The 26,505-nt window shown below is 63.0% G+C and carries 22 protein-coding genes; 8 read left to right on the top strand and 14 right to left on the bottom strand.

Going from position 1 to position 26,505, the window contains the following annotated elements; translation table 11 throughout:
• Positions 1-41 precede the first annotated feature (41 nt).
• From FRC96_RS11735 to FRC96_RS11725, 3 genes are all read left to right on the top strand, one after another.
• Positions 42-1,301, top strand: a complete 1,260-nt coding sequence (locus FRC96_RS11735) for a hypothetical protein (protein WP_146974685.1) — start codon at positions 42-44, stop codon at positions 1,299-1,301.
• A gap of 79 nt (positions 1,302-1,380) precedes the next feature.
• Entirely contained in the window at positions 1,381-1,983 is a 603-nt protein-coding gene (locus tag FRC96_RS11730) for a polysaccharide biosynthesis/export family protein (RefSeq protein WP_230470176.1), read from the top strand.
• A gap of 281 nt (positions 1,984-2,264) precedes the next feature.
• Positions 2,265-3,731 carry a serine/threonine protein kinase gene (locus FRC96_RS11725; protein ID WP_230470175.1) on the top strand — a complete coding sequence of 489 codons (1,467 nt, stop codon included), beginning with the start codon at positions 2,265-2,267 and terminating at the stop codon, positions 3,729-3,731.
• Between the two features lie 104 nt (positions 3,732-3,835).
• On the opposite strand, the gene FRC96_RS11720 is transcribed toward FRC96_RS11725, so the two are convergent.
• The 5 genes from FRC96_RS11720 to FRC96_RS11695 form a co-directional block, all read right to left on the bottom strand.
• The gene (locus tag FRC96_RS11720) at positions 3,836-4,183 is read right to left on the bottom strand and encodes a YtxH domain-containing protein (RefSeq protein ID WP_146974682.1); all 348 of its coding nucleotides are present in this window, start codon (positions 4,181-4,183) and stop codon (positions 3,836-3,838) included.
• 63 nt (positions 4,184-4,246) lie between these two features.
• A complete protein-coding gene (locus FRC96_RS11715; protein ID WP_146974681.1) occupies positions 4,247-4,555 on the bottom strand; it encodes a hypothetical protein in 309 nt (102 codons plus the stop codon).
• Between the two features lie 52 nt (positions 4,556-4,607).
• Positions 4,608-4,874, bottom strand: a complete 267-nt coding sequence (locus tag FRC96_RS11710; protein WP_146974680.1) for a hypothetical protein — start codon at positions 4,872-4,874, stop codon at positions 4,608-4,610.
• Between the two features lie 322 nt (positions 4,875-5,196).
• Complete coding sequence (locus FRC96_RS11700) at positions 5,197-5,640, bottom strand: phage holin family protein (protein WP_230470174.1); 444 nt, start codon at positions 5,638-5,640, stop codon at positions 5,197-5,199.
• A 200-nt stretch (positions 5,641-5,840) separates the two neighbouring features.
• Positions 5,841-6,251, bottom strand: coding sequence for a hypothetical protein (locus FRC96_RS11695; protein ID WP_146974677.1), 411 nt, complete (start codon positions 6,249-6,251; stop codon positions 5,841-5,843).
• Between the two features lie 191 nt (positions 6,252-6,442).
• Here FRC96_RS11695 and FRC96_RS11690 point away from each other — a divergent pair, with 191 nt between their 5' ends.
• Positions 6,443-7,885, top strand: coding sequence for a hypothetical protein (locus FRC96_RS11690; RefSeq protein ID WP_146974676.1), 1,443 nt, complete (start codon positions 6,443-6,445; stop codon positions 7,883-7,885).
• Positions 7,886-7,931: 46 nt separating this feature from the next.
• Positions 7,932-9,635: a sigma 54-interacting transcriptional regulator gene (locus FRC96_RS11685; RefSeq protein ID WP_146974675.1), complete on the top strand. Its 1,704-nt coding sequence runs from the start codon at positions 7,932-7,934 to the stop codon at positions 9,633-9,635.
• Here FRC96_RS11685 and FRC96_RS11680 read toward each other — a convergent pair.
• On the bottom strand, positions 9,626-10,225 hold the full coding sequence (locus FRC96_RS11680) for an HAD-IA family hydrolase (RefSeq protein WP_146974674.1): 600 nt from the start codon (positions 10,223-10,225) through the stop codon (positions 9,626-9,628). The genes FRC96_RS11685 and FRC96_RS11680 overlap by 10 nt on opposite strands.
• 97 nt (positions 10,226-10,322) lie before the next feature.
• Between FRC96_RS11680 and FRC96_RS11675 the strand changes: the two genes are divergently transcribed.
• Both FRC96_RS11675 and ettA read left to right on the top strand, forming a co-directional pair.
• Positions 10,323-11,522, top strand: a complete 1,200-nt coding sequence (locus tag FRC96_RS11675; protein ID WP_146974673.1) for a cyclic nucleotide-binding domain-containing protein — start codon at positions 10,323-10,325, stop codon at positions 11,520-11,522.
• Positions 11,523-11,657: 135 nt separating this feature from the next.
• Positions 11,658-13,331 carry an energy-dependent translational throttle protein EttA gene (ettA, locus tag FRC96_RS11670; RefSeq protein ID WP_146974672.1) on the top strand — a complete coding sequence of 558 codons (1,674 nt, stop codon included), beginning with the start codon at positions 11,658-11,660 and terminating at the stop codon, positions 13,329-13,331.
• A gap of 133 nt (positions 13,332-13,464) precedes the next feature.
• Here the strand turns inward: ettA and FRC96_RS11665 are convergent, their stop codons facing one another.
• The 7 genes from FRC96_RS11665 to FRC96_RS22125 form a co-directional block, all read right to left on the bottom strand.
• A complete protein-coding gene (locus FRC96_RS11665; RefSeq protein WP_146974671.1) occupies positions 13,465-15,948 on the bottom strand; it encodes a heavy metal translocating P-type ATPase in 2,484 nt (827 codons plus the stop codon).
• 25 nt (positions 15,949-15,973) lie between these two features.
• A complete protein-coding gene (locus FRC96_RS11660) occupies positions 15,974-19,144 on the bottom strand; it encodes an efflux RND transporter permease subunit (RefSeq protein ID WP_146974670.1) in 3,171 nt (1,056 codons plus the stop codon).
• Between the two features lie 7 nt (positions 19,145-19,151).
• Positions 19,152-20,396, bottom strand: coding sequence for an efflux RND transporter periplasmic adaptor subunit (locus FRC96_RS11655; protein ID WP_230470173.1), 1,245 nt, complete (start codon positions 20,394-20,396; stop codon positions 19,152-19,154).
• Positions 20,397-20,434: 38 nt separating this feature from the next.
• Positions 20,435-21,820, bottom strand: a complete 1,386-nt coding sequence (locus FRC96_RS11650; RefSeq protein WP_146974668.1) for a TolC family protein — start codon at positions 21,818-21,820, stop codon at positions 20,435-20,437.
• A 12-nt stretch (positions 21,821-21,832) separates the two neighbouring features.
• Positions 21,833-22,837 (bottom strand): M56 family metallopeptidase, encoded by a 1,005-nt coding sequence (locus tag FRC96_RS11645; RefSeq protein ID WP_146974667.1) that lies wholly within the window; start codon positions 22,835-22,837, stop codon positions 21,833-21,835.
• The gene (locus tag FRC96_RS11640; protein ID WP_146974666.1) at positions 22,830-23,252 is read right to left on the bottom strand and encodes a BlaI/MecI/CopY family transcriptional regulator; all 423 of its coding nucleotides are present in this window, start codon (positions 23,250-23,252) and stop codon (positions 22,830-22,832) included. The genes FRC96_RS11645 and FRC96_RS11640 overlap by 8 nt, the downstream gene beginning before the upstream one ends.
• 282 nt (positions 23,253-23,534) lie before the next feature.
• Positions 23,535-23,693, bottom strand: coding sequence for a hypothetical protein (locus tag FRC96_RS22125; RefSeq protein WP_230470172.1), 159 nt, complete (start codon positions 23,691-23,693; stop codon positions 23,535-23,537).
• A 217-nt stretch (positions 23,694-23,910) separates the two neighbouring features.
• On the opposite strand from FRC96_RS22125, the gene FRC96_RS11635 reads away from it, so the two are divergent.
• Entirely contained in the window at positions 23,911-24,708 is a 798-nt protein-coding gene (locus FRC96_RS11635) for a M48 family metallopeptidase (RefSeq protein ID WP_230467689.1), read from the top strand.
• Between the two features lie 97 nt (positions 24,709-24,805).
• Here FRC96_RS11635 and FRC96_RS11630 read toward each other — a convergent pair whose 3' ends face one another.
• On the bottom strand, positions 24,806-26,383 hold the full coding sequence (locus FRC96_RS11630) for a tetratricopeptide repeat protein (RefSeq protein ID WP_146974664.1): 1,578 nt from the start codon (positions 26,381-26,383) through the stop codon (positions 24,806-24,808).
• Between the last annotated feature and the right edge of the window lie 122 nt (positions 26,384-26,505).

Below are 26,505 nucleotides of genomic sequence, written 5' to 3'. Positions count from 1 at the left end.
TGAAAACGGCCGCGCTCTGCGCGGTGGTTAGTGCAGTTCTCTTGACTTCTCCCTCCGCCGCGGCGGAGTGGGGGGATGGCGTGGGGGGAGGAAACCTGCGCCTGCACCCCGGGGTAACACTGGGGGCGGGGTTTGACTCCAACCTCTATTACTCATCGAGTCGGGAGAACTCGAGTATTCGTCAGGCCCCGGAGGGGTTTGTACAGCCCGGGTTGAGGCTGGAGACTCCGGATCCGGCCATGTGGGATCTGAGCGGCGACGCTTCGGTGGGGTGGCGACAGTATTTGAGCTCCGAGGAGACGGTCGCCTCTCAGAGTGGCCTGTCGGCCAATCTGGGCGCCAACCTTACGTGGAACCCTCGCGGCGCCGTCAGCTTTAGACTCTCCGAGACCTTCGTTCGGACCAACGAGGCGCCCAGCTACGAGTCGGCGGAATCGGTCAATCGCATCTTTAACCGCGCCGGTGCGATGCTGGGGTTTCATCCGGGTGGTCGGGTGTTGGAAACCTATCTCAGCTACGACCTCTCGCTATATCGCCACAATCTTTACCGTGAGCTCGACCGCTACACCCATCACTTCGGTTGGAATGGGCATTGGTCTTTCCTGCCTAAGACGGCCCTTGTGGCGTCGGCAGACTACCGTCGTATCAACTACTCCAGCCCGGTTCAGGGCGGTCCTTCTGGCGAGGTAATCAGCGCGGACGGGCGCCTTCTGAACACCAACAGCAACCCCTTGCGGCTTTTGGGCGGGCTCCGAGGTCTGATCACCCAGCGCGTGAGCGTGGGGCTTCAGGCGGGCTATGGTTGGGGCTTCTATCAGGATCCGAACGGTCCTGACTTCCAGGGGCTTCTCGTCAAGGCGGAGGCCAGCTACCAGTTTGGCCCCGTGGATCTGGATAGCCGCATTCGCGCGGGTTACCAGCGAGATTTTGCGGATTCTACGATCGGTAACTTCTACACCTACCATCGTGCCCTCGTCGGATTTCAGCAGGGACTTGTGGGAGGGCGTCTGAAGTTGGGCGTGGAGGCCGATGCGCAGATGCGCGACTACGCTGATCTCGGTGTTCGTCAGGTTCAGACCCAGGACAACGTGATCACGATTCCCGAGAACCTCTCCGACCTTCTTGTAGGGGTGAAGGGCGAGGCTTCGATGGAGCTTCGTCGAGGTTGGGATCTGGGCCTGTCGTACCGCTTTGTGTCCAACTTTACGGAAGACGTCGTCCAGGTCGATGGCCCCGGGGAGAGCTCGGTGAGGGATTACCAGCGCCATCATGTGGTGTTGACGACGACGCTGACGTACTGATCGGGGCGCTTTGGTTTGGATGTGCGCCCCGGAGTCTCGAAACCCGGGAGAGTGTCCTGTGAGAAAGGTAATGGGGTGTGTGCCCTTTCTGGCGGTGTGTCTCCTGCTGGTGGGACTTTTTGGTGGATGTGCTCACGAGCGGGTGGACCCGGCGTACCTCGCGCTGGTTGAACAGCAGGCCGAGCTGCCTCCGACCGGCGAGCTTGGTCCCGGGGATCGGTTTTTGCTTCGTGTGTATGGCGAGGAGGCTCTCAGCGGTGAGTTCACGGTCGGTGCCGATGGGACCATCAACTATCCTCACGTCGGTCGATTCAGGGCGGAGGGGCTGACCTGTACGGACGTCGAAGTCGAGCTGACGCTTGGCCTGGGCCAGAAGTTCCTGAAAGAGCCCAACGTTCAGTGCACCATCGTGGAGTACAACTCCAAACGTATTTTCATCTTTGGTGAAGTGCGGGAGCCCGGGACGTTTCCTTACAAAAACAACATCAGCATCATTGAAGCCTTCGCTCTTGCCGGAGGATTTAACGAACGCGCGAGCACCAACAACACCAAGCTGACGCGCGTGGTTGACGGTGTTGAGATACAGGTTCGTGTGCCGCTCCAGGAGATCGTTGAGGGGCGCCAGCGAAACCTCAGGCTTCTCCCCGGGGATATCATCTTCGTGCCTGAGTCTGCGTACTGAGAGAAGATGGCGCAGGGCGCGTTATGGGTGAGTTGCCGTGCGCTGAGAGATTCTTCAATACCATTCATTGTTAGGGGGGAGCGTTTGTGGTGCATGCCTGCGTTGCGTGCGGTGAGGGCAGCGGCAACATGTGCGTGCCCCTTTGTCGGCACGGTGCAGTCGCCGTGGTCGCCGCTGGAGATGAAGGCAGGAGTGAAACACCGCGAAAGGAAGGGCTCGTCTCGAGCGCGTTCTGTGGGCGTTGCTGCTCGTCGGCTCGTGAATTAGTCTCAGGGGCGTCGATGCTAGAACAGGATGCCGGTATTGAGAGTCGAGCCATGGGTGAAGAGCTGGAAGACACGGCGAAACATGAGGTCGCCGGTGAGGCGAGTTTCCTCGAGGTGATTCGGGGACGATACGGGCTGATGCGAGTTCTGGGTGAAGGGGCGTTGGGCAGAACCTACCTGGCGCGCGATCTGGACTCCGGGGAGCGGCTTGTCGCGGTCAAAGAGCTTCTGCCAAGCCGCATGAAGCGCTGGAAGGATTTCGAGCTCTTCCATCGTGAGTGCGAGATGCTTCGCAGCCTCGATCATCCCGGGATCCCGCGCTACTACGAGCATTTTACGATCGAGGACGAGGAGGGGGACGCCCCTGAACGCCTCTTTCTGGTGCAGAGCTATATCGAGGGGAGAAACCTTCAGGACAGACTTGATGAGGGCTATCGCTTTACCGAAGCCGAGGTTCGCGACATCTTGAATCAAACGCTCGCGGTGCTGGACTACTTGCACGGTCTCAATCCGCCGGTGATTCACCGCGATATCAAGCCAGCGAACCTGATGGTGCGCGAGGACGGTTCGGTGGTGGTGATTGATTTTGGAGCGGTACGTGAGTCGGTGACGGCCGAGGGCCTTGGGTCCACCATTGTGGGAACCTTCGGGTACATGCCACCCGAGCAGTATGCCGGCGCGGCGCGGGCGGCGACGGATATTTTTGCGCTGGGTGCCAGTGCTGTTCAGCTCTTAAGTGGTACGCCACCCGGCGAGCTTTTTGATGGGTTGCATACGTTTCGATTGCCTGACGACCTTCCGGTCACGATAGGGTTGGAGCGCGTGCTTCTGGCGATGACCGAGCCGGAGGTCGATCGTCGCATGCAGAGCGCCGCGGAAGTGCTCAAGGCCCTGCAGGACGAGTTCCTGATGATCCCGCGCGAGACGGTCGTGGGACAACTTCCGGTGCCACATGAGATCTTGCCGGCTCCTCGCCCCTTTCCGGGCTTCTTTTTGAGGGACGCTTACCTGGGGCACAGTCACCTGGGCGTGGTGATGGTAAATATCATCGCGTGTCTGGCCACATTGAGTCTTCCGATCGCGGTGTGGATGGCAGGGATGGCGGGGTTCGCGGTGCTCGGTGCCTTTGTGTTCCTCTGTACGCTGGGGATGGCGTTGGCGGCGTGTGGCCGAGCCCTTCACGATATCTCGGTGTATCGGGCAGGGACCTATACGCTTGGTGAGGTGACGGGCCGCTTTTCGGATATCGGTGGTGAGCGGGCGGTCGGCGTGCATCTGACGTACCGTTACCCGGTGGAGGGGAGCTATGTGTACGGGAGTCTGGCCACAGGCGATCGGGCGTTCCGCGATCTTAAGCCGGGTGACCCGCTCGGGGTGATCTATATGCCTGAGAAGCCCGAGGAGCATGTGATGTACGCGGTGCCGTCGACGTGGTCGAAGCGCCAGGAGAACTCGCAACGTCGGCTGGCGGTCGAAGGCTGAGTCTCGCCGGAAGGTTAGGTCAGTATATAGAGCACAAGAAAAAGCGCCCTCGTCATCATGACGAAGGCGCTTTTTTCGTGAAACAGGGCTGTGAGCCCCGCGGATTAGCCACGAGCGGCCGAGGAATCGGTTTCCTGAGGGAGCGCCGCCTCGGCGCTCTCGCGCGTCTTACGGCTGACTTCGTTGAGCTTCTCGGAGCCGCGTTCGCGCAGGTCTTCGATTGAGTGACGAAGTTCGTCACGCAGTTCGTTGCCACGCTTGGGGGCGAAGAGCAACCCCAGCGAGGCGCCCACGGCGATGCCGGCCCCGAAAACGCCGAGCATCGGCAGGACGACATCCATCGTGCTCTTCCGATGTTCCAGGCCGAGGCGGTCGAGGACGTTTTCGATGGAGGCGTCGTAGGTGGTGCTGACATTTCGGTTGACGTCGTTGATCACTTTTTTCCAGTCCATGTGGCTCTCCTTAGGGGCGTAGAGTTCGGGCGCGAGAGCGCCGGAAGCCCGAGCGGGGTCGGCTCAGTGCGTTGAGGGATCGCTCTCGGTGTTGGTGAGTGAACGTAAGTGTGAGGCGGCGACAGGCAAGACCATCGCCTTGATACCGACCCGCATCAGGCGGCGAGTAAAGGGGGTAAAGAGCCCCCCACCGAGGACGTAGCCGACTCCGGCGGCAGCGGCGATTATGGCGTATGGGTTACGCTCATAGATATGGCCCAGCGGGTTATCGCGACGAAAATCCTCGTAGAGATGGCGAGCATCGTCGACGATGCGGCGCGACTCATCGAGGTAGTCCCGGGTCTGTTCGAGGTCTTGCTTAAGTTCCGACATAACAAAGCTCTCAGCAGCGAGGTCAGCGCAAATACGGAGAAGAGGCCAGAGGTCAGGCCAGCCAGCGACGGCTGGCGAGTCGGCCGATCAGATAGCCCGCGGCGACGGCGCCGGCGATCGCCAGCCCGGGGTTTGTGCGGATGAAGTCGACGGCCTGGTCGTTAAACTCCTGGAGGCGCTGGCGGGTCTGATCGTAGCTCTGCTCGATGTCGTGGTACTGCGCCTCAATGCGGGCGCGGGCCTCGGCTGCGCGCTCGCCGACACCGGGCTCAGTCTGGGGCTGCTGTGGCGAGGTGGTCGTGGATTTTGCCTCAGTCATGACGGGAAGTCCTCATCGCGATCAAACGCGCCGGTGGGCGCGACATCGGTTCGTAGAAGTAGAAATAGAAGCGTGCTGCAATGTGCACACGCATGCTCCAACTTCAACTGAGCTCAGCGTAGTGCAAAGTAAAGGCCTACCCCGAAGGCGACGCCAACCGCTTTTCGGGGATGATCATGGACCCACTGACGCCAGTCAAGCGCGCGGTCCATCGTGGAGCGGACCTCGTGTTGAAGCATGTCGAGGCTGGAGGCGATCTGGCGACGCGAAGCCTCGATCTCCTGGCGGATCTCCTCGGGGGTGCTCGCCGGGCGGCGGGCGCTTACGAGGGCTCCGCCGGAAGTTGCGGGGATGAGCTCTTGCGAAGTTGTTTTATCCATTGCTTGTTCCTCTCAAGCTCTTCCGAAATCTGAGGCATGTTCACGCCGCTGTCGCTGAGTTGGCCGGAGAGCCGGGCGATGGCCACGCCCGATACTGCGAGGTGCAGGCCCGCCAGGATGGCGCAGGTGATGAACATCGGCCCGACGCCGCCCAGCCACAATGCCAGCAGTACGATCGCGGCCAGAAGCAGAAGGTAGCCCACCAGAGCAATGGCTCCGAAGACCACGAGCCCGATGACCTGGGTGGCGACCTGCTTGAGCTCGTCTTTGGCCTCGTGGCGGGCGAGCTCGACGTGTTGGCGGACCAGGTTGGAGAACCCCTCGGAGAGGCCCTGGATCGCCGCGTTAAATCCGGCCGCCGATGGGGAGTCGGGTTGGCGTTGCACGGAACCTCCGGTGGGAAAGACGATGCCCGGGCGCTCGATTGTTGTGGCGTTCGCGAGCGTCTCGGACGGGCAGGTTTGTGTGGCAAACTCTAAGCGCAAAGCGTGCCGGGTCTACCCGCCCCCCCGGGATGCGGCCGTGGCTGGCGAGCCGATGCGCGCGAGCGCGAGGCGACGTGGCGCGAGTTCGCCACGCGCGACGATTATTCGATGGTGACCGTCGCCAGGTTGTTCTCGGTGATCGATGCCGTCGCCGATTCAACGGTCGCGCCGATGTTGTGGAGGCCCGGATCGAAGTCTCTGAACCAGCTCTTGGCGATGCCGCTGAGCACGACGACGTTACCTTCGACGACGACGTTCTGGGGCTCGGCTTCGACACGCGGGTCCTGGGTGAAGACGGTGACCTGGTCGATCTCATCGGCGAAGTTGATTATCGTAATCTCAACGGTGAAGAACTCGTCGGTCATGCCGGTGTCGGAGGCCGAGATGACGTCGGGGGTGATCGTCATTGAGACGATGCCCGGTTCGGTCGGGTCGAGCAGGCAGCCTGAGAGCGTCACAAGGGTCAGCACGAGAAGAAGAGCCGAAGCTCGGGAAAGCACAGATCGCAGCATAGTGGTCTCCAGCGCAGGTGCCTCAACACAGTGGTGTGGCGGGTATCAGGTGGTCAAAGCGAGGCCCAGAAGACGTATCACGCTTTGGGGGGCCGGTCCAAGCGTGGGTGGCGGGGTTGGCCACAGCCGGGGAGCTGGGTTAAGCTGATCGCGAAGGATCCTGCGGAACATTCTTGAGAGCGACGAGCGCGATGGCAGCACAGTACTGCGTCAAAGTATCCGCCGTAGATGCCTCGGTGGAGGTAGGGGAGTTGGCCGCGCGGGTGGCGCGACTTTCGGGGCGAGGTGCGGCTGAGATTGAGGGGATGCTGAAGTCGGGCGATGTGGCGATCGCAGCGTCGCTCAGCTACAGCGAGTCGTTGGAGCTGCAGCGCGAGCTGATGCGCTTGAAGATTCCCTCGAAGGTGGTCTCGGAGGTCGGGGGCGGCAAGGGGGAGGCGCTTTTGCAGCGCGGCAAACATGACGCGAGACCCGCGCAGGAGAGCGCGGTCGTTGAAGCGGTTTCGGACGTTCCGCAGGGAAGTAGCCGCGCAAGCAAGGCACCACCGAGCTCCGATAGCGCCGAGGTGCCGGGCTCGCGTCGCGCCGACGTTGAGAATCCCTGGGCGGAGTTTTTCCCCGATCTTCAGGCCGGCGAGGACGCACATGTTGGGAGTGGTGAGGCCGACGACTCGCCAGCGGGTGCAGCTGTCGGTGCGGCCGTCGCAACGCCGGGGCAAGGTGTCTCGTCGCCGAAGCGTCGGGCCGAGGCGGCCGTGGGGGCTGAGCGCGAAGCGCGGGCCGCCGAGCTTCGAGCGACCGCCGCCGATGCGCATGAGACGTTGCCCGCCGGGCCCGACCGCGCGCGTCTGGCAGAGGCGATGCAGTTCTATGAAGAGCGGCCCCCGTACGCCCCCCGCGGCTACGATCCGCGTCCGGATCATGTGCCGCTTCTGGCCGCCGTGTTCAGCGCCTTCGCCCCCGGTGCAGGCCAGATCTTCAACGGCCAGCCCGAGAAGGCTCAGCGCTATGCGCTGACCTTCTTCTTGCTCGTGCCCTGGGTCCGCGCGGTGCGTGACGCCTGGAGCTATGGCGAGCAGGTGCGGCGCTATTATGCGCCGCGTCCCGAGCCCGGAGAGACGCGCCGCGCCGCCGTTTTTGCGCTGAAGTGGTGGTTTGCTGTGGGGCTGGTGGCCTCCCTCTCGATGTACACGTTTGGTCTGGTCGAGGCGCAGCGCGAGCAGGCCCGCCAACACGCCGAGCGCGAGCTGGTTGCGGCGATGATCGATGTCGCCGTGGTGGAGGTCGACGAGGCGCTTGAGCCCGCCCTCCTTGCGGCCAATCAGGCGCATGAGGCGCTCGCCGAGGAGCAAGCTGCGTTTACGATGAGCCAGGAAGAGCGCGCGCAGCGCCTCTACATCATCGGGTATCAGAGCTGTGTGCAGCGCGACTATGAGGCCTGTGAGGCGACGATGCGACGGGTGACTGCGCTGCGCGCCGAGAGCCGAGACGCCTTTCGGTTGCAGGCCTGGGCCAGCGTGCAAGCCAGGCGCAACGATCCGGAGGCGCCGATGCCCGAGGTCGCGCCGGTGCCCTCTCTGGAGGAGTTTGAGTTAAGCGCCGGCCCCGGCCCCCGGCACGCTGACGATTTGTAATGAGGATCGGGCTGACGCCCGGTGAACCTGGCATGAGGTGGATGCGATGGCGTGGCGACTTCGATGGGTGAGCGAGGGGCACGAGGAGCGTTACGCGATGATGGGCGAGCGCGTCTCCCTCTGGACAGATGCCTCCGGCGGGGTGTCGATTGAGCGTGGTCCCGAGGGCTGGGAGTGGGCGGCTCTGGTCGATGACGGAACCGGAGGCCCACAGTTGATCTGGCGGCACGCCCCCGAGGCGGTGGCGTTGTACCGTGACGACAGGCTGGCGACCCCGGCGTTGCCCGACGACGAGGTCGCGCGGTGGGAGGTGCAGGCTGGTGATCGCCTGGAGTTTCAGGATGCCGGCGTCAGCCTGGAGATCGTGGCGACCTCTTTCGGGGGGCAACGTGAGCTGGAGGTTGTGAGCTTAAGCCCCGGGGAGACCCTGCGTGACTCGGACGCGCGCGCCTCGCTCTCGCTCCATCGCCAGATCGCCGAAGGCGCGGGCTGGGCCGTGGTGCTGCGCGCGTTTGAGGAGGCGTTGGTGCAGCAGAACACCTTTGAACGCGTGGACGCGTCGGCGGCGATCTTGTGGGCCGGTGAGGAGACGTTCTTTCATGACGTGATCTGGTGTGACGGCGCCGAAGACGTTGTGGCGAGCGCCCCTGGTGGGCCTATGGCTGCGCCCTTATCGAGTCTTCTGGCGCGCGATCCACAGCTGCGCGAGCATCTGATCACGCTTGGGGAGGCGGTCTGGCGCCATCATCACGATGAGGGCGCGGAGCTCTTTCTGCCCTTTGGTCATGGTCAGCAGGGCTGTGGGGTGCTCTTTGCCTCCGGGCATGTGGGGGCGTCGATTGAGACCCTGCGCGCCTCATTGAGTCCGCACGCCGCGCTTTTTGGTGCGCCGGCGATGGTGCTGGCGGAGCGACGCCGGCTGCGCCAGGAGCTGGCCGAGGCCATCGAGGAGAACCGCTACTTCCGTGAGCGAGAGCGGCGTCATTACCTCTTTAAAGATCTGGTCTGTGAGAGCGCGGCGATGCGCGAGGTCTACGAGCAGGTGAACGCGCGCGTCGATGACTGTGAGCCGGTGCTGATGACCGGGGAGGCCGGAACGGGCAAAGAGCTGCTGGCGCGGGCGCTGCATCATCTGGGCGGGCGCCAGGGCGGGATGCTCATTCGTATGAACTGCGCCGAGGTGCCCCGGGAGCTTGTCGATATTGAGCTCTTTGGCTGTGTGGCCAGCGAACTCATCGGGGCGGTGGCCCCGCGGGAGGGCATCTTCGAGCTGGCCCGCGACGGCACCGTCTTCCTCGATGAGATCGACCGGCTTTCGCCGATGATGCAGGGGAAGATCGTGCGGGTGATTCAGGAGCGGGAGGTGCGACGTATCGGTGAGGGCGTGGGTCGGCGTATTGAGACCCGGGTGATCGCCAGCACCCATCACGACCTGGAAGATCTTCGGGAGCGCGGTGTGTTGCGCGAAGATCTCTACCAGCTGTTGAAGCCCGGAGTGCTCGAGGTCCCGCCGCTGCGCGAGCGCCGTGAGGATATTCTGCCGTTGGCGCGCATCTTCCTGGCGAAGTTTACGCACCGCCACAGCGCGGCTTGCCGCAGCATCGGCCCGAGCCTGGCGAGCTGGATGGAGACGTACCGCTGGCCGGGGAACGTGCGTCAGCTGCAGAGCTTTATGGAGTCTGCGGTGCTGATGGCCCGCGATGATGAGGAGCTCGATGAGCAGGTGCTGCGCGTGGGCGATCAGCGCTGAAGCACCCCGTGCGCCACGAGCTCGTCACGCAGTTGTGAGGCGCTCTCAAAGACGATGGCGCGCATGCCGGTGCGGCGGGCGGCCTCGCAGTTATTGAGGCGATCGTCGACGAAGATGCAGCGAGACGGGTCGACTCCCAGGGTCGAGGCCGCGCCCAGGTACGCATCGGGGTGGGGCTTTCGAACGCCGGTGTGGCAGGAGACGAACGTCCACGGCAGGTAGCGCGAGAGGTTGAGGCTGGACTCAATGACCTCGTACCACACCGGGTAGTTGGAGAGGGTGTGCATCTGAATGTCGGCCTCGCGCAGATCGGTGAGCAGCCCTTCGATGCCGTCGAGCCAGCGGTAGGCGTCGTGCAGCACCGCTTTGAGGCGCTCACCATCGACCGGACCGTAGGGCGGTGGCAAAAAGATGTCGTAGAAGTCGTCTTCCTCCAGCTCACCATGCTCGAAGTCCACCCAGGCGGTCGGGTGCTTGACCTCGAAGAGTTTGGGCAGGGGGAGGTCGAAGAAGTTCGGGATCTCGTGGGCGATAGGGTCGTAAACAAGCGTGCTCATCACATCGAGGAGCAAAATCGGAGAGTCGGACATGGTTTGGGCTCGCTGGGTTACAATTGTTTACGTTGAGGCGCGCGCGCTCTACGATGAGGCAGCACCGTAACACAGACCGGTAAGCAGAGGAGAAGTCATGGCAGGTTCAGCGCAAGAGACGTCGTGGTTGGCGCGGGCAGAGGTGTTTTTCCGGCTCACCGAAGAGCAACGCGCGATGCTGGCCCCGGTCTTCCGTACTCGCGACCTGAAGGCTGGCGAGGTGGTCTGCAAGCAGGGGGATGCCGGCGACTACCTGGCGGTGGTGAGCGCCGGTGAGCTCAGCGTGCGGGTGGTGCGCGGCGGCCATGAGACCGAGGTGAAGGTGCTGGGCTTGCACGAGGTCTTTGGCGAGATGAGCTGCCTGGATCCGGCGCCGCGTTCGGCGAGTGTGGTGGCGCGGGTCGACTCCCAGGTGAAGGTGCTCTCTCGCACCATGCTCAACGCGCTGCATGCCAACGCCCCGGCGCTTTTTTCGGGTGTGGTGCGCGGGGTGGCCGACCGGGTCGCGGAGCGGCTGGAGAGGACGAACGCGCGCATTGAGGATCTTCTGGCGACTAAGCGCTCGCCCACGCAGCCACGCCAGCCCAGCCTGGCGCAGTTGCAGAGCGACATGAGTCGGGGGCGCCCGCATCAGGGCGCGGTGACCTTGCAGGCGGTCGGGTCGCTCAAGCCGTTCTCGGCCAGAGATCTGGAGGTGCTCAAGACGGTGAGTGTGGCGCGGGAGTTTGCGCCCGGTGAGATCATTTGTCTTCAGGGCGAGCCCGCACGCGCGGCCTTTGTGGTGGCGTCGGGGCGGGTGGATGTGCTGCGGGCGGTGGACGAGAAGATCTATCAGCTGGCCCGCGTCGAAGAGGGGAGCCTGCTCGGGCAGCTTGCGCTTTTGCGTGACGCGCGGCGCTCAGCGACGTTGAGGGCGGTCGATGACGTGGTGATTCTCGGGCTTGCGCGCGATCGTTTCGAGGCGCTTTTGGCTGCGCAGAGCCCGCTGGCGATCGCGTTTCAGGAGATTGTGACCATCGCCGGCATTCAGCAGCTTCGCATGGCCAACGATCTGGTTGGGTATCTGGATGGGCGCGAGGCCAAGCGTCAGATCCCGGACATCGCGCGGCGCATCGTGCGCAAGGAGGTCGCCGAGACCATCGATGAGACTGATGATGTGGAGGCGATCGCCGCGGCCTACTTGCAGACCACCCTGCAGAACTGGGACATCTCGCCCTCGGAGCTCAAGCGGGTGCGGGTGGTCAAGAGCGAGGGGGTGATGAGCGCCGCCGAGATCGCCGCGCGGCTCAAAAAGTAAGGCCAACCTCGACCATGACGTTGGGGGCTTGCGAGGCCGAAGAACCCCGCACATAATCCGCCCAACTTCGAGGGCTCGCCGCACGCTGACGAGCCGACTGTTCATGCCATATCACTACAGCCCAGGGTTGGACCGGTGAGCGATAATAAGATCATTTTTTCGATGGTCGGTGTTGGCAAGATTCATCCGCCGAACCATCAGGTTCTCAAAGATATCTACCTCTCGTTTTTTTACGGCGCGAAGATCGGTGTGCTGGGCCTCAACGGCTCCGGTAAGAGTACGCTCTTGAAGATCATCGCCGGTGAGGATCCCAACTACGTGGGGGAGATTCACCGCGATAAGGGCGTCAGCTTTGGTTACCTGCATCAGGAGCCGGAGCTCGATCCGAACCTCACGGTGCGGCAGGTGGTGGAGGAGGGCGTTCAGGAGACGGTCGACCTGCTCAAAGCCTATGAGGCGATCAGCGCGCAGTTCGCTGACCCCGACGCCGATTTCGATGCCTTGATGGCGCAGCAGGCCAAACTTCAGGACAAGATCGAGCATCTCAACGCCTGGGATCTCGACAGCAAGCTGCAGATGGCGATGGACGCGCTGCGCTGCCCGCCGGGCGATACCAAGATCGAGGTGCTCAGCGGTGGGGAGCGTCGTCGTGTGGCGCTGTGTCGGCTGCTCTTGCAGGAGCCCGACGTGCTGCTGCTCGACGAGCCGACCAACCACCTCGACGCCGAGTCGGTGGGCTGGCTGGAGCAGCACCTGGCGCAGTACGAGGGGACGGTCATCGCCGTGACCCACGATCGTTACTTCCTGGACAACGTCGCCGGCTGGATCCTGGAGCTGGATCGTGGCCAGGGCATTCCCTTTGAGGGCAACTACTCCTCGTGGCTGGAGCAGAAGCAGAAGCGGCTGGCGCAGGAAGAGAAGAGCGAGTCGAAGCGCCAGAAGGCGCTGGCCGCCGAGTTGGAGTGGATTCGCTCCTCGCCGAAGGCTCGCCAGGCCAAGTCGAAGGCGCGTATCAGTGCCTACGAGAAGATGGTCGCCGAGCAGCAGCAGACCAAAGAGCGGGAGCTGGAGATCTCCATTCCGCCGGGGCCTCGCCTGGGTGATACGGTGATCCGCGCCGAAGGCATCATGAAGGGCTTTGGCGATCGATTGCTCTATGAAGACCTGAGCTTCAACCTGCCGCCCGGGGGTATCGTGGGCATCATCGGGCCTAATGGCGCCGGTAAGTCGACGCTCTTCCGGATGATCACCGGTCAGGAGACGCCTGATGAAGGGGAAATCTCCATCGGCGAGACGGTTAAGCTGGGTTATATCGACCAGAACCGCCCGCTGGATCCGGAGAAGTCGGTGTGGGAGGAGATCAGCGACGGTCAGGATGTCATTGAGCTTGGCAACCGCACGGTAAACTCTCGCCAGTATGTCTCGTGGTTTAACTTCGGTGGCAGCGACCAGCAGAAGAAGACCGGCGTGCTCAGCGGTGGGGAGCGCAACCGCGTGTATCTGGCGAAGGTGCTTAAGGAGGGCTCCAACGTGCTCTTGCTCGATGAGCCTTCCAACGACCTCGATGTGAATACGCTGCGTGCGCTGGAGGAGGCGCTGCTGGACTTCGCCGGGTGCGCGGTGGTGATCAGCCACGATCGCTGGTTCCTCGACCGCATCGCCACCCACATTCTGGCCTTTGAGGGCGACAGTGAGGTGGTGTGGTTCAACGGCAACTACTCCGAGTATGAGGCCGACCGTCGCAAACGCCTGGGCGCCGAGGCGTTGCGTCCGAGTCGCATCAAGTACAAGAAGCTCAAGCGCGACTAAGATCGAGCATGCATGTCGTGTGAACGACGTGTGTGATCCACGTGCAACGCCAGAAGGCGCCGCGAGAGCGGCGCCTTTTTCGTTCTAGCCTAGCCTCACGCCCAAACGAAGCACCGGCCATTGCCGTGTAGTTTCAGGAATGTGAATCGCGGTAGGCCAACAGTCGCAGCGCATTGAAGACGACAACGACCGTCGAGCCTTCATGCAACGCGACAGCAGGTCCGATGTTCAATCCCAGAAGTGTGGCGGGGATCAGGAAGGCCACCATGCCCAGGCTCATCCATAAGTTCTGGCGAATAATGGCACTGGTCTTTCGACTAAGCCCCACGGCGTAGGGAAGTTTGCTCAGGTCGTCGGCCATCAGCGCGATCTGAGCGGTCTCCAGGGCGGTATCTGAGCCGGCGGCGCCCATGGCGATGCCCACGGTGGCGTTGGCCATCGCGGGCGCGTCGTTGACACCGTCGCCAACCATAGCGACCTTCCCGTGCTCCGCGAGATCTTTGATGAACCTGACTTTGTCGTCGGGCATCAGATCGCCTCGAGCTTCGTCCAGCCCGACGTGTTTGGCGACGGCATCGGCGACGGACTGGTTGTCACCGGAGATCATGATCATGCGGGTGATTCCCAGTTCCCGAAGTCGTGTGATCATGGCCGCCGCAGTCTCACGCGGGGTATCCATCAGGCCAATTGCTCCGAGGTAGCGCTCGCCACGTCGCACGATCATCGTGGTCTGACCGGATGTTTCGAGCTCGCGCACGCGTTGGCGAAGATCGTCGGGAAGTGCCTCACCCTCGGCCTCGTCGAAGAGCTCTTCCTTGCCAACGAGTACCCACTCGTCTTGGATACGCGCGCGGACACCACGGCCGGTTACGCTCTTGAGCTCGCGAGCCTCATATGTCACCTGACCCGGGCTATCTTCACCGTGGCGAACAATCGCTGCCGCCAGAGGGTGGTCGCTGAGCCGTTCGACGGCCACGGCCACGGAGAGCAACTCCGCGGAGGTTGTGTCACGGTAGGGCTCAACCGAAGTCACTCGGGGTTCGCCCTCGGTCAGCGTTCCCGTTTTGTCGAAGGCGATGGCGCTGAGCTGTCCCAGATGCTCAAGCGGGGCGCCGCCTTTGACGAGAACGCCCGACTTTCCAGCGGCAGCCACGCTACTGAGAACCGCGCTGGGGGTCGCGATGGCCAGCGCGCAGGGGCTTGCGGCAACGAGTACTGCCATCGCGCGGTAAAAGCTCTCGGAGAAGGTCTCATCCAGCACCATGAACGCAAAGAGTAGCAGGACGACAAGGGCGAGCACCGAGGGCACAAAGTAGCGCTCAAATGTTGCGGTGAACTCCTGGGTGGGTGAGCGCATCGTCTCGGCTTCGGTGACCATTTGCACCACTCTGGCAAGCGCGGAATCTGTGGAGCGTTTGGTCACTTGAACCGTCAACGCGCCCTCACCATTGATGGTTCCGGCAAACACACGATGCTCCGGAGCGATGCTCTCGGGATGCTTTGCGGCACGTTCGGGCTCGTCGACCGGTCGCTTGTCCACCGGCACGCTCTCACCGGTGACCGGCGCCTGATTGATTGCGCTCTCTCCCTCAACGACGAAGCCGTCGGCCGGAACGCGTTTGTTGGGTTTGATGCGGACACGGTCACCGACCTGAAGATCATCGACCGAGATGACCTGTTCGCTGCCATTGCGAATCACGGTCGCGTCCTGGGGCGTCAGATCGGAGAGCGACTCGATTGCGCGCCTGGCCCGGGCCATCGCGAAGTGCTCCAGCGAGTGGCCCAGGCTGAACAGAAAGAGCAGCAGCCCACCCTCAACCCATTGGCCCAGAATCGCCGCACCGATGGCAGCGACGAGCATGAGGAAGTCAATCTCAAACGTGCGGTTTCGGATATGCTCGAAGGCTTCTCGCGCCGTAAAGAAACCCCCGAAGCCATAGGCCGCCCAGAGCGGAAGAAGGTTCATCCATTCCGCAGGAAGAGCCACGAGTTTGGGGAGCAACCATCCGATGAGAAGAAAGACACCCGAGGCGATGGCGAATCCGAGCTCGGCGCGCGAGTTTCCGTGCCGGTGAGCGTGTTCGGACTCTTGCTCCGGGTGCGCGTCTTCGCCGTGGTCGTGCTCTACGTGCTCGGCACGTTCGTGTCGCGATCCAGGACGGCGCTCGGCGTACTCGTGACTCAGATGAAGGCCGAGCTCACCGATGGCCGCTCGTAGAGCCTCCTCGGAAACCCGATCGCGGTCATACTCGACGCGGAGCCCACCGGCGCCGGAGACCTCGGCCTCCAGCACCCCTTCGATGCTACGGAGTCTTTCAGCACGGCTGCGCGCTCGCCCCACATGGGAGGTCTCCGAGACTTTTGCCAGAAAATGCCCGTACTTTTTCGTTAACCGGGCACCCGCAGCCTCCGCGAGCTCGCGAACTCGCTGGAGGCTTATTCGGCCGGGCTCGTAGTGGATACACAACGTCGAGGGCGCGGTATCGGTGACAACATGAACTTCGGTGATGCCGTCCTGGTCGCCGAGCATGGTCTCCATGCGTGTGAGGCATTGATCGCGTTCATCGGTGACCTCGGGCAGCAACACGGGAATTTTCAGGCGCAACTTTTCCGTCATGGGACTTCCTGTTCATCACCGAGGCTTACGCCGGAGGTGTGTTTGTGGCTCGGCGCTCCAAGTCATCGTGGTCCGTAGCGTCATCCTCATCCAGGACGTCGCCGCCGAGGAAACTGTAGACTGCCGGGAGTACGAGCAGGGTCAACACGGTGGCCGTCACCAGGCCACCGATCACGACTGTGGCCAGGGGGCGTTGCACTTCTGCGCCGGCGGTAGAAGAGATCGCCATGGGCAAGAAACCGATACCATCGGTAAGTGCGGTCATCAGAACGGCTCGGAGGCGAAGTCGCGCACCTTTCTCAGTGGCGTCCATCAACGAGAGTCCTTCGCGTTGCAAATCGCGGATGTAGGTGACCATCACGACGCCGTTGAGCACGGCGATGCCCGAGAGGGCGATAAAGCCGACCGCAGCCGAGATCGAAAAGGGCATCCCGCGTATCCAGAGTGCGAGGACCCCGCCGACCGCCGCCATGGGGATGTTCAAATAGATGATCAACGCCGGGCGAAGGGAGCCAAACGTGGTGTAGAGGAGGAGGAAGATCAGCAGGAGCGCGGCGGGTACTGCGAGGGCCAGGCGAGAGGTGGCGGCCTGGAGGTTCTCGAACTGCCCTCCCCAGGTCACGAAGTATCCGGGGGGCAGGTTGCCCTCTTCGCGCAGGCGCTCCTGCGCTTCGCTGACAAAACTGGCGATATCGCGCCCGCGCACGTTGACCTGGATGGTAACGCGCCGCTGCGCGCTCTCACGACTGACGACAGCGGGGCCCTCGTCGAGCATCACCCGGGCGACCTGTCCCAGGGGAATGCGTTGGCCGCCGGGGGCCGAGATGAGCATGCGTTCGATGGCGTCGGGGTTCTCGCGAGCGCTCTCTTTGAGGCGAACTTGCAGAGCAAAGCGCCGCTGCCCCTCAAAGACCACGCCCACCTGACGCCCGCCAATAGAAGACACCGCGTCGAGCACTTCGGCAGCATTGATGCCGTAGCGCGCGGCCGCCTGGCGATCGACGATGATTCGCAGCGCCGGGAGACCGGCCACCTGGTCGACGTTCACGTCGGCGGCGCCTTCGATGGAGTTGATCACCTCCATGACGCGGGCGCTGGTGCGCTCAAGCTCCTCGAAGTCAGGGCCGTAGAGATTGACCGCGATGTCTGAGCGCACGCCGCTGATAAGTTCGTTGGTGCGTAGCTCGATGGGCTGCGAGAAGGAGTAGTTCTGGCCGGGCACACGTAGCTCAAGCTCTTCCTCGATCGCGGCGACAAGCTCCGTCTTGGATGTAACGCGTGTCCACTCCGAGATGGGGTCGAGCATGATGTAAATATCGGAGATCTCCACGCCCATGGGGTCGGTGGCGATCTCGGCGCGGCCGGTGCGCGAGATGATCGTTTCGATCTCATCGGGGAAGGCCGCAGTCAGAGCACGCTCAATGCGGCCGGTGGCCTGCACAGATTCTTCGATTGATACGGAGGGGGGGCGAACGGCCTGCATCGCGATGGCCCCCTCGTCGAGGGTGGGGATGAACTCGGCCCCCATCGTCGACGCGACAATGCCACCGAGCGCCATCGCGGCGATCGCGCCTGCGATGACCCAGGCGCGAAAGCGAAGCGCGAAGCGCAGCGCCGGGTCGTAGAGGCGACGCGCGACACGGGCAAGGAAAGGCTCTTTCTCGGACAACCCTCGTCGGAAGAGCCAGCTTGCTCCGGCCGGCACAAAGGTGACGGCCAGTACCAGCGCTGCCGCAAGAGCCGAGAGCACCGCGATCGCCATCGGGGTGAACATCTTCCCCTCAATCCCCTGCAATGTGAGGATCGGGATGTAGACGATCATGATGATGGCCGTACCGAAGAGCACCGGTCGGATCACCTGGGAGGTGGCGCGTCTTACCTCGCCTTTGACCTCGTCGCCTTTTGCGCCGCTCTCGGAGAGTCGTCGGGAGACGTTCTCGACGACGACGATGGCACCGTCGATGATCAGACCGAAGTCGAGCGCCCCCAGGCTCATCAGGTTGCCCGAGACGCCGAAGTAGCGCATGGAGATAAAGGTCACCAGAAGCGAGATGGGGATGACGGCGGCCACCAGCAGTCCACCGCGCAGGTTACCCAGCATCAACAGCAGCACGACGATGACGAGGATGCCGCCTTCGATGAGATTCGTGGCCACGGTGCGGATCGTGCGGTCTACCAGCACAGATCGGTCGTAGTAGGTCTCGATGGTGACGCCGGGGGGAAGCCCCAGCGCGAGCTCGTCGAGACGCTCGCGCACCGCGTTGGAGACCTCCCCAGAGTTTGCCCCCATGAGCATCATAACCGAGGCGGTGACGACCTCTCCGCGCCCGTCTCGAGTAACCGCACCCTGCCGAATCATCGGGGCGAAGGCCACCTCGGCGATATCTTTGATGTAGATGGCGGTTCCGTCGCGCCGCGTTGTCACGCGCACGTTTCCAACATCGTCGAGACTGGTGATGAGGCCCTCACCGCGGATCACGCGTTGCTCGCCGCCTCGAACGATGTAGCCGCCGCCGGCGTTGGCATTATTGGCCTGCAGCGCCTCAAAGACGTCGCCCAGGGCCAGACCAAGGGCATTGAGGCGCGCCGGATCGACCTGGACTTCATACGTCTTGAGTTCGCCGCCGAAGGAGTTGACTTCCACCACGCCGGGAATCGGCCGCAACTGAAAGGCGACGTACCAGTCGAGGATCGTGCGCAGCTCCATCAGCGTGTAGCAAGACTCGGTGTCAGGGCCTCCCTCAGGGCACATCGGGTCGCCACGAACTTCGAACTGGTAGATCTCGCCGAGCCCGGTGGAGATCGGCCCCATCTCCGGCGAGCCATAGCCCTCCGGGATCGCCTCACGAGCCTCAGTGAGTCGCTCGGAGACCATCTGCCGGGCGAAGTAGATATCGGTACCTTCCTCAAAAACGACCGTGACGGCGGAGAGGCCAAAACGCGAGAGGCTGCGTACTTCCTCCACCCGCGGTAGCCCGCTCATCACCGTCTCCACGGGGACCGTGACGTAGTGCTCAACTTCGACAGGTCCGAGAGAGGGTGCGTTGGTAAGCACCTGAACCTGCACATTGGTGACGTCAGGCACGGCATCGATCGGAAGCTGCTGTGCGGCGCGCACACCGAGTGCGCCGACGAGCAAGACGCCGAAGATGACCAGGAAACGATGCCGTATACAGAATGCTACAAAGCGGTCCATGGTATCCTCAGTGCGCGTGTCCGTGACCCAGTTCGCCACGCATCAGCTGTGATTTGATGATGAAGGCTCCGTCTACCACGATGGGTGTGCCTGGCTGGAGCCCCTCAAGTACCTCGGCTTGATCATCGCTTTCTCGGCCGAGCGTGACCGGGCGCGCCTCGAATTCGCCCTCAGCGTCACCAAAGACAAAAACCACCGTGCGGTTGTCGAGCGTTTGCACCGCCGAGAGCGGCACGACGACGCTGGATCCCTTGGGTTCCCCTGACGCCAGCCGTAACGAGCCAAAGAGGCCTGGCCGCAACAGCCCGTTGGGGTTGTCGATCTCAACGCGGATCGGCAACGAGCGTGTGGCCTCATCGAGTCGGGCTCCAACGAAGTCGACGGTTCCCGTCCAGGTGCGTCCGGGATAGGCGTTCAGGGTGAGGGTTGCGTTCATGCCTTCGGCAACTTCTGCGATGTTCTGCTCGTAGACACGCCCGATCACCCAGACGCGTGACAGGTTCGCGACGATAAAAAGGGTGTCGTCAGGGGAGACGTTTTCACCACGGGTGGCGTGGCGCTCAACGACCACCCCGTCAATGGGGCTGAGCAGCGCCATATCCGGTCCCGAGCCGCCTTCCAGACCAAAGACACGGAGACGAGAGAGCGCGGCGTCGCGCTCGGCGTCCGCTTGCTCGTAGGCCAGCTCCGCTTCCAGAAGACTGCGCTGGGAGTTGATATTCTCGGCGCGAAGTTGGCGCTGCCGTGCGAGGTTCTCCTCAGCGACGTTGCGCATGGAGGTTGTGCGGCTGAGCTCGGCGCGGGCCTGTCCGAGCTCGACGCTTCTGAGCCGCGCGAGTTTGTCTCCGGAGTCGACTCGGTCGCCCAGAAGGGCGTCCACACTGAGAAGCTGACCCTCGACAAGGGGGCTGATATGGGCCACCAGGTCGGGGTTATGTTGCACCTCGGCGGGCACTTCGAAGGCCCCCGTTACGACGCCGGCTGTTGCATTTCCTATGACAATGCTGCTCGATTCCAGCGCCTCGGGCGATAGTGTGACGACGGACTCTTCGTCGGCGTGCGATGCTTCGTCGTGGGTCGCATCGTCGTGATTTTCTTCCGGATGACCGGCTTCAGCGCCCGACTCTTCATGGCCGGCGCCGTGTTCTTGATGGTTGTGCTCCTCACCCTCGTGCTCATCGTGGTCGGCGTGGGACTTATGTGATTCCTCGGGGTGCTCCGGGGGGACGGACGTATCGCATCCCGTTCCCATCACCAGAGCACATACTATGAGGGGTAGTAGGTGTGTTTTCATGGGGTATTCTCGGTGTCGTTGGTCCAGATTTCTGTGCCTACGAGTCCTTCAAGCATCGCGGCGCTTTCGTAATAGGTGATGCGCGCATCGATGTACTGACCGGTGGCGTTAAGGAGTCGCTCCCGGGTTTGCGAGACCTGATGCACGTCGACCTCGCCCAACTCGAAGGCGCGCTGCAGCAAGGCGAGGTTCTCCTCGAGTTGAGGAACCACGCTGGTCTCATAAAGCGTGACGCGTTCGGCCGCAGCGTTCATTGCGATGGCCGCTTCGGTCAGCTCCGCGCGCAATCTCGCTGCGGTGGCAGCGCGCTCGCTGTCGGCGATCTGAAGTCTGGCTTGAGCCAGAGCTCGCCCCTCCTGATTTCTGCGCCAGAAGGGAAGGGGAAGGCTCATGTTAATGAGCCACAGGTTGGTGCCCGCCTCCGGGCCGAGTGCGGCCTCGCGACCGAACGAAAGTCCGAGCGTGGGCTCGGGCCAGGCTTCGCGATGCTCGAGCGCCAGACGACTTTGCTCGGCGAGCACCGCAAGCTCGCGTGTGCGGAGCTCCGGATGATGCTCGGCCATCAACGTGAGTAAGTCGGAGGGATTCGGTGCGGCACGGAGCGGTGGCAGTGTGCCCTCAACAGGGGGGAGTTCGAGTTGCGGCCACCCGATCACGGCGGCAAGGCGAGTGGTGAGCCCCTCCAGCGAGCGTCTGGCTTCGATTACGGCCTCGCGCGTCTGCGCCAGGTCCGCTTCGGCCACGAGCAGGATCAGTGGCGATGACTCTCCCGCTTCGACCTGGCGCGCGGCGATATCTCGCATGGACTCGGCAAATTCGACGAAGCGCTCGGCTTGTTCCAGTCGCTCGCGAACAAGCAGAATATCCACAAAGAGTCTGTGCACCTCGACATGCACGCTCCAACGAACCTCTTGGACATCGGCTTCTCGCAGCTTCTGTTGGTCCCGAGCAGCGTCAAGTCGAAGACCGGGTTCGCCGGCGATTTCGAGGCGCTGCTGAATGGAGGCTTCAAACTCAAAAGCGCTCGCGCCAGCCGCGCGGCGTTGCCCCACACCAAAACTCAACTCGGGATTGTCCGGGAAAAGGATCTTCGCTCCGCTCACCTGCGCATCAGCGATGCCCATGCGGGCCAACACGGTTTGGATTGCCGGCGATTCGCTGTCGGCGAAGACGAGCAGCTCCTCAAGTGTCATCGCGGAGGCCGCAGACGGATCAACGGGCTCACCGGTCGGTACGTAGGGCCGGGTAAGCTCGGCCGGGGCGAATTTGCCGGGCTCAGGGAGTTGGGTTTCGGCGTCGATTGTGGCGCACGAAAAGAGTAAAGTACTACCGGCGATAGTAGTAAGGCGCGCAACTTTTTTCGCGAAAGAAAGGTCGAGCATTCAAACCTCAGGTCACTGGTGGAGATGGAGCACGCGCTCCACTTCGAAGTGGAAGTGTTCGAGCAGGCCGAAGCCCTCCAGATGAGGCACGCCGAAGATGGCGAGGGCCGTAAGCAGGAGGATGATATGTCCCAACGTCTTTACAGGTGCAGGCGGTCCGTCGAGTAGAAGTGTGACTCGGAGTCGAAGCGCGATCGCATTGTCACCGCATAAGGCAGCGGCGTTTGGGAGCAGCGCGCCACAGCGAAATCGGGCGGCCTTGACGATGCTCTCGGCAAGCGCCAGGGGTTCTCCGCCGTGATGAACGGCCTCTGTATCGCAGAGCGCCTCTCGAGCGCTGCGCCAACGAGCGAAGTCTGCCTGGAGCAACGATCCCGCTGGATTAACGCTCAGACACAGCCTGATCATGAAGCTGCGCAGAGTATCGAGCCCGGTGATGTGCGCATACTCGTGCAGGAGCGCGGCCCGCAACATCGAGGCGTCCGCGTCTCTGACAAAGCACGCATCCATCACGACGATGGGCCGCAAGAGCCCGAGCGTGAAAATGGGCTCGGTGGAGTGTTCGACTACGGCGATGCGAAGCGAGCGCAAATACGCATCGTTTCTGGCGATCAAGCCAATGCGTTGGCTCAGTTCATGCGCATCACCGAGGCGGTGCAACGGTGTTTGTGGCCACTCTCGCCAGAGCCGCAGGCCGACGGTCAAAACGATGCCTGCCAGCATGAATCCCAGAAGCATAAACGTGTCGACACAGGTCGTTGCCACATGATCCATCAGACAGGGATCTGCGGCGATGCCCGGTTCACTCTGATGCAATGCAGACGAGGTCAGCCATAAAATCGGCAGAAGAGTTGGCGCAACGAGCCAGCCAAAGGTTGTCTCGGAGCCAAAATTCGCCCAGGACGACGTGCGTCGACGGCTCCAGGCCAGCGCTCCACGGCAGAGGAGCGTTAACAACGGGATCACAACAAAGAAGGTCGTCGCTACTGCCGCCAGCGGGAAATACACTTCATTCATCGTGTTTTCTCCGCTTGCGGATCAAGGCTTCGAGGCGGTCGAGCTCATCGTGGTCAGCCTGGGCGACCCGCTCCACGAGAAGAGCAATGGCCGCTTTCTGTCCAACCGGTGGAAGGCTCTCCAATACTTCTCGCGTCATCGCCTCAATGAACTCGGTACGGCTCATGATCGCGGTGTAGAGGTAGCGTCGTCCTTCTTTGCGGCGCGTTAAAAGGTCTTTGTCGTAGAGTCGGCTTATGGTCGTCATGACCGTCGTGTATGCGATCTCGCGCTGGGTCTCGAGGATTCGGTGGACGTCCGCTACAGCGAATTCTTCCCAGCCTTCGTCCCAGACGATCTCCATAATCTCGGCTTCGAGGTCGAAGAGCGAGGTGCGAAGCCCCTGTTGCTCGGGTCGAATTCGGATGCCTTTCACGATGAACTCCAGATCAGGGTACGAGGGGCGGTCACCTGTGCCGCCCCATATCTTACGAGCGGCGATAGTAGATGTCAAATACGATTGACGGTAGTAGATGGGCGTCCGTCTGTTCGCTTGCAATCGAGGGCACGCTCACCAGCGCAGGGACAGAATCTACTCACGGGAAAGACGTTGCACCCGTCAACGCTCTTACGCTTGTGCGACAAAAAAGCGCCGCTTTCGCGGCGCTTTTTGGCGACTGGAGGTTCACCGGATGAAGATCCGTAAGGTGTGGTGAGGCTAGTCCTCGTCTTCCTGAGCCTCTTCGGCCTCGGTGAGCATCGCCTCGACCTCGGCGACGTGTTCGGGCTCCATGCCCTCGATCATCTCGCCAAGGGCGCGGCGGGCTTCAAGCGGGGTCATGCGTTCTTTTGCGAACTCTACGCAGATCAGACACATAGCTCTCTCCGAAGTTGGGCGTTGAGGCGCGTCTCGGTGTGAGGAAGCGCACCTCGGGGTTGCGAGTAAGAAACGCAGGGTAGACGCGGCGGCATTCCACGGCCAGTGGCCTTCGAGGTTGTCGGCGCGCGTTGCTTGATTAAATCTATACGCGCTTGATGCGTCTTTAAATGACTGTGTGGCCCGGGAGCGGGCTTCGATGAGGCTGGAGGAAGCAATGCGACGATGGATGACGATGGTGTTGATGGTGCTCACGCTGGGGTCGGGCGTGAACGCGCTGGGTTGTGCGACCACCCCGGGGCGGGCGGCGGCCGATGCGCTGGTACCGATCAGCGATGAGGTGGCCATGGGCCGCCAGATGGCCGATGAGCTGGAGAAGGAGCTTACGATGCACCCGGACGCCGAGGTGCAGCGCTATGTGCAGCAGCTCGGTGAGCAGGTGGTGCGCGCGGTGCCCAACCGCCCAAGCGGGCTGGCGTTCAGGTTTAAGGTGGTCGACGACCCCTCGCAGATCAACGCGTTTGCGATCCCGGGCGGCGGTATCTACGTCTACTCCGGGCTCTTGCGGGCGATGGAGAGCGAGTCGGAGCTTGTGGCGGTGCTCTCCCATGAGGTGGCGCATGTGACGCGCCGCCATATCGCGCAGCGTCTTGTGACGGCCTATGGCATCGACGCGCTGGCGCAGCTCGCGCTGGGGCAGAACCCCGGGCTGCTCGGTCAGCTGGTGGGGGCGGTGGCCGCCCAGGGCTTTATGCTCAAGTACAGCCGTGATCATGAGCGCGACGCCGATGAGTGGGGGCTGCGTTATATGGTGCGTATGGATTACGACCCGCACGGCTTTGTGACCTTCTTCAGAAAGCTCGAGGGCGACGGGCCGCAGCTTCCCGAGTTTTTGCTCACCCACCCTCACGCCGATGATCGCATTGAGCGCATCGAAGCGCTCATCGCTCAGCTGCCGCAGACGCCGACCCGCGATGGGCGAGAGGCGTTTCAGGCGATGAAGCCGAAGTTCTGATGGCGTCTGCGTACGACGCGTTTTGCTGATCAAAAAAGCCGCCCCTTCGGGCGGCTTTTTTGCGGGTGGCGAGCTGTGACTGAGGCGTTTACCCGGCTCAGTTAGGCGCGTCGAAGCCCAGCTCGGCGAGGATCTCGTCGAGGGTTTCCTGCACGTCCTTTCGGTGCTCCCAGTTCTCGGGGGCGCACTCCAGGGCGGCGGCCAGGTCGCTTGCGGCCTGTTCGTTTTCTTCGGCAGCGATCCACATCGCGGCGCGCTTGAGGTAGGGCGTGGGGTAGTAGGGATCGATCTCGATGGCGCGCTCCCAATCCTCAATGGCGCCTTCCAGGTCGCCGTCGATCATGCGGGCGCCGCCGCGGTTGGCCAGTGCTTCGACATCGTCGGGGGCGAGCTCCAGGGCGGCGTCGTAGTCGGCGATGGCGCCTTTGAAGTCCTGGTCGAGCAGGCGGGCGTGGGCGCGGTTGTAGTAGTGCATCGGCTCGGAGGGCTCAAAACCGATGGCGAGCCCGAAGTCGGCGGCGGCTTTCTGGGGCTCCTCGAGCTGGAGGTAGAGGTAGCCGCGGGCGGCGTAGACGTCGACGAAGTCGGGCTTGATCTGAATGGCCTTCTCGTAGTCTTGCAGCGCGTAGCCCAGCTCGCCTAGCACCCGGCGCACGTTGCCGCGCTGAAAGAGGGCGATGAGGTGGCGGTCGTTGAGCTCCAGCGCGCGGTTGAGGTCGGCCATGGCTCCGGAGAAGTTGTTGCTGGCAAAGCGGGCGACGGCGCGGTTGGTCCAGAGGTCGGCGTCGTCGTCGACCTGTTCGAGGGCGGCGTCGTAGTCGGCGATGGCGGCTTCGACCTGGCCGAGCGCGTGGTGGGTGAGCGCGCGGTTGATGCGAGCGGCCACCGAGGTCGGGTCGAGCTTAAGGGCGCGATCGAAGTCGTCCTGGGCGCCGCGCAGATCTTCGAGGGCGCCGCGGGCGATGCCTCGCTCGACGAGCGCGTCGATGTCCTCGGGGTTGAGCTCGACGAAGCGGGAGAGCAGGGCCTCGGCCGACTGGACGTCGCCAAGCTGCATGCGCTCATCGGCCAGGTTGCGAAGGGCGTTCGGGTCGTCGCGATCAAAGCCTTCCGGGAGGTCGATGGCGTCGAGCGCGCTGAGCTCGCCGCGGCGCACGCCTTCGTCGAAGCCGGCGACGATGGCGTCCATCTGGGTGCTGACAAAGGCGGTGAAGGCTTCGTGGTGCTCTCGGAGTACGGCCAGCGGCGCATCGACCCGGGACTGCAGCGTGTCGAGATCGGCGTGGAGGTCGATGTCGGTGTCGGCCGCCTTACTAAAGGCGCTCAGCCAGGCTTCGCCCGAGGTCTCATCAAGCGCCGGGGCGTCTTCGGCGAGCAGCGCCCGAAGTTCTGGAAAGATCGCGTCGAAGTCGCGCTCATCGGCGCTGACAAGCTCCAGGTGCATCGACGCGGTCACAAAGGCGCGGGGGGCGCGGCGGGGCGCGGCCACAAAGAGCAGCCAGGAGGCCGCGAGCACGGCGCGGGCCACCTTCTCTTCTTCTTTCGCGGCGGCCGGAAGATCGCCGGTGCGCGAGAAGAGCTGGATGGCGGCGACCAGGGCGCGGTCGCTGAGCGCGTGCTCCTGCTGGGCGGTCTCAATGAGTTGGGCGATGGCGTCAATGGGAAGCTTGGTCATCGAAGGGCTCGGGGGATCAGGCGCAGTGAGTGCCCCGGGGAGGGGGCGCGTTGGCGTATCTTCGCGCGGATCTAACCCGATGTGAGGCTCAAAACAACCATCGCTGCGGCCGCCAGGTTGAG

Origin of the sequence: Lujinxingia vulgaris, from assembly GCF_007997005.1 — a bacterium.
GTDB lineage: Bacteria > Myxococcota_A > Bradymonadia > Bradymonadales > Bradymonadaceae > Lujinxingia.
Note: the sequence above shows the minus strand (reverse complement) of the source record. Positions and strands in the feature narration are given on the sequence as shown.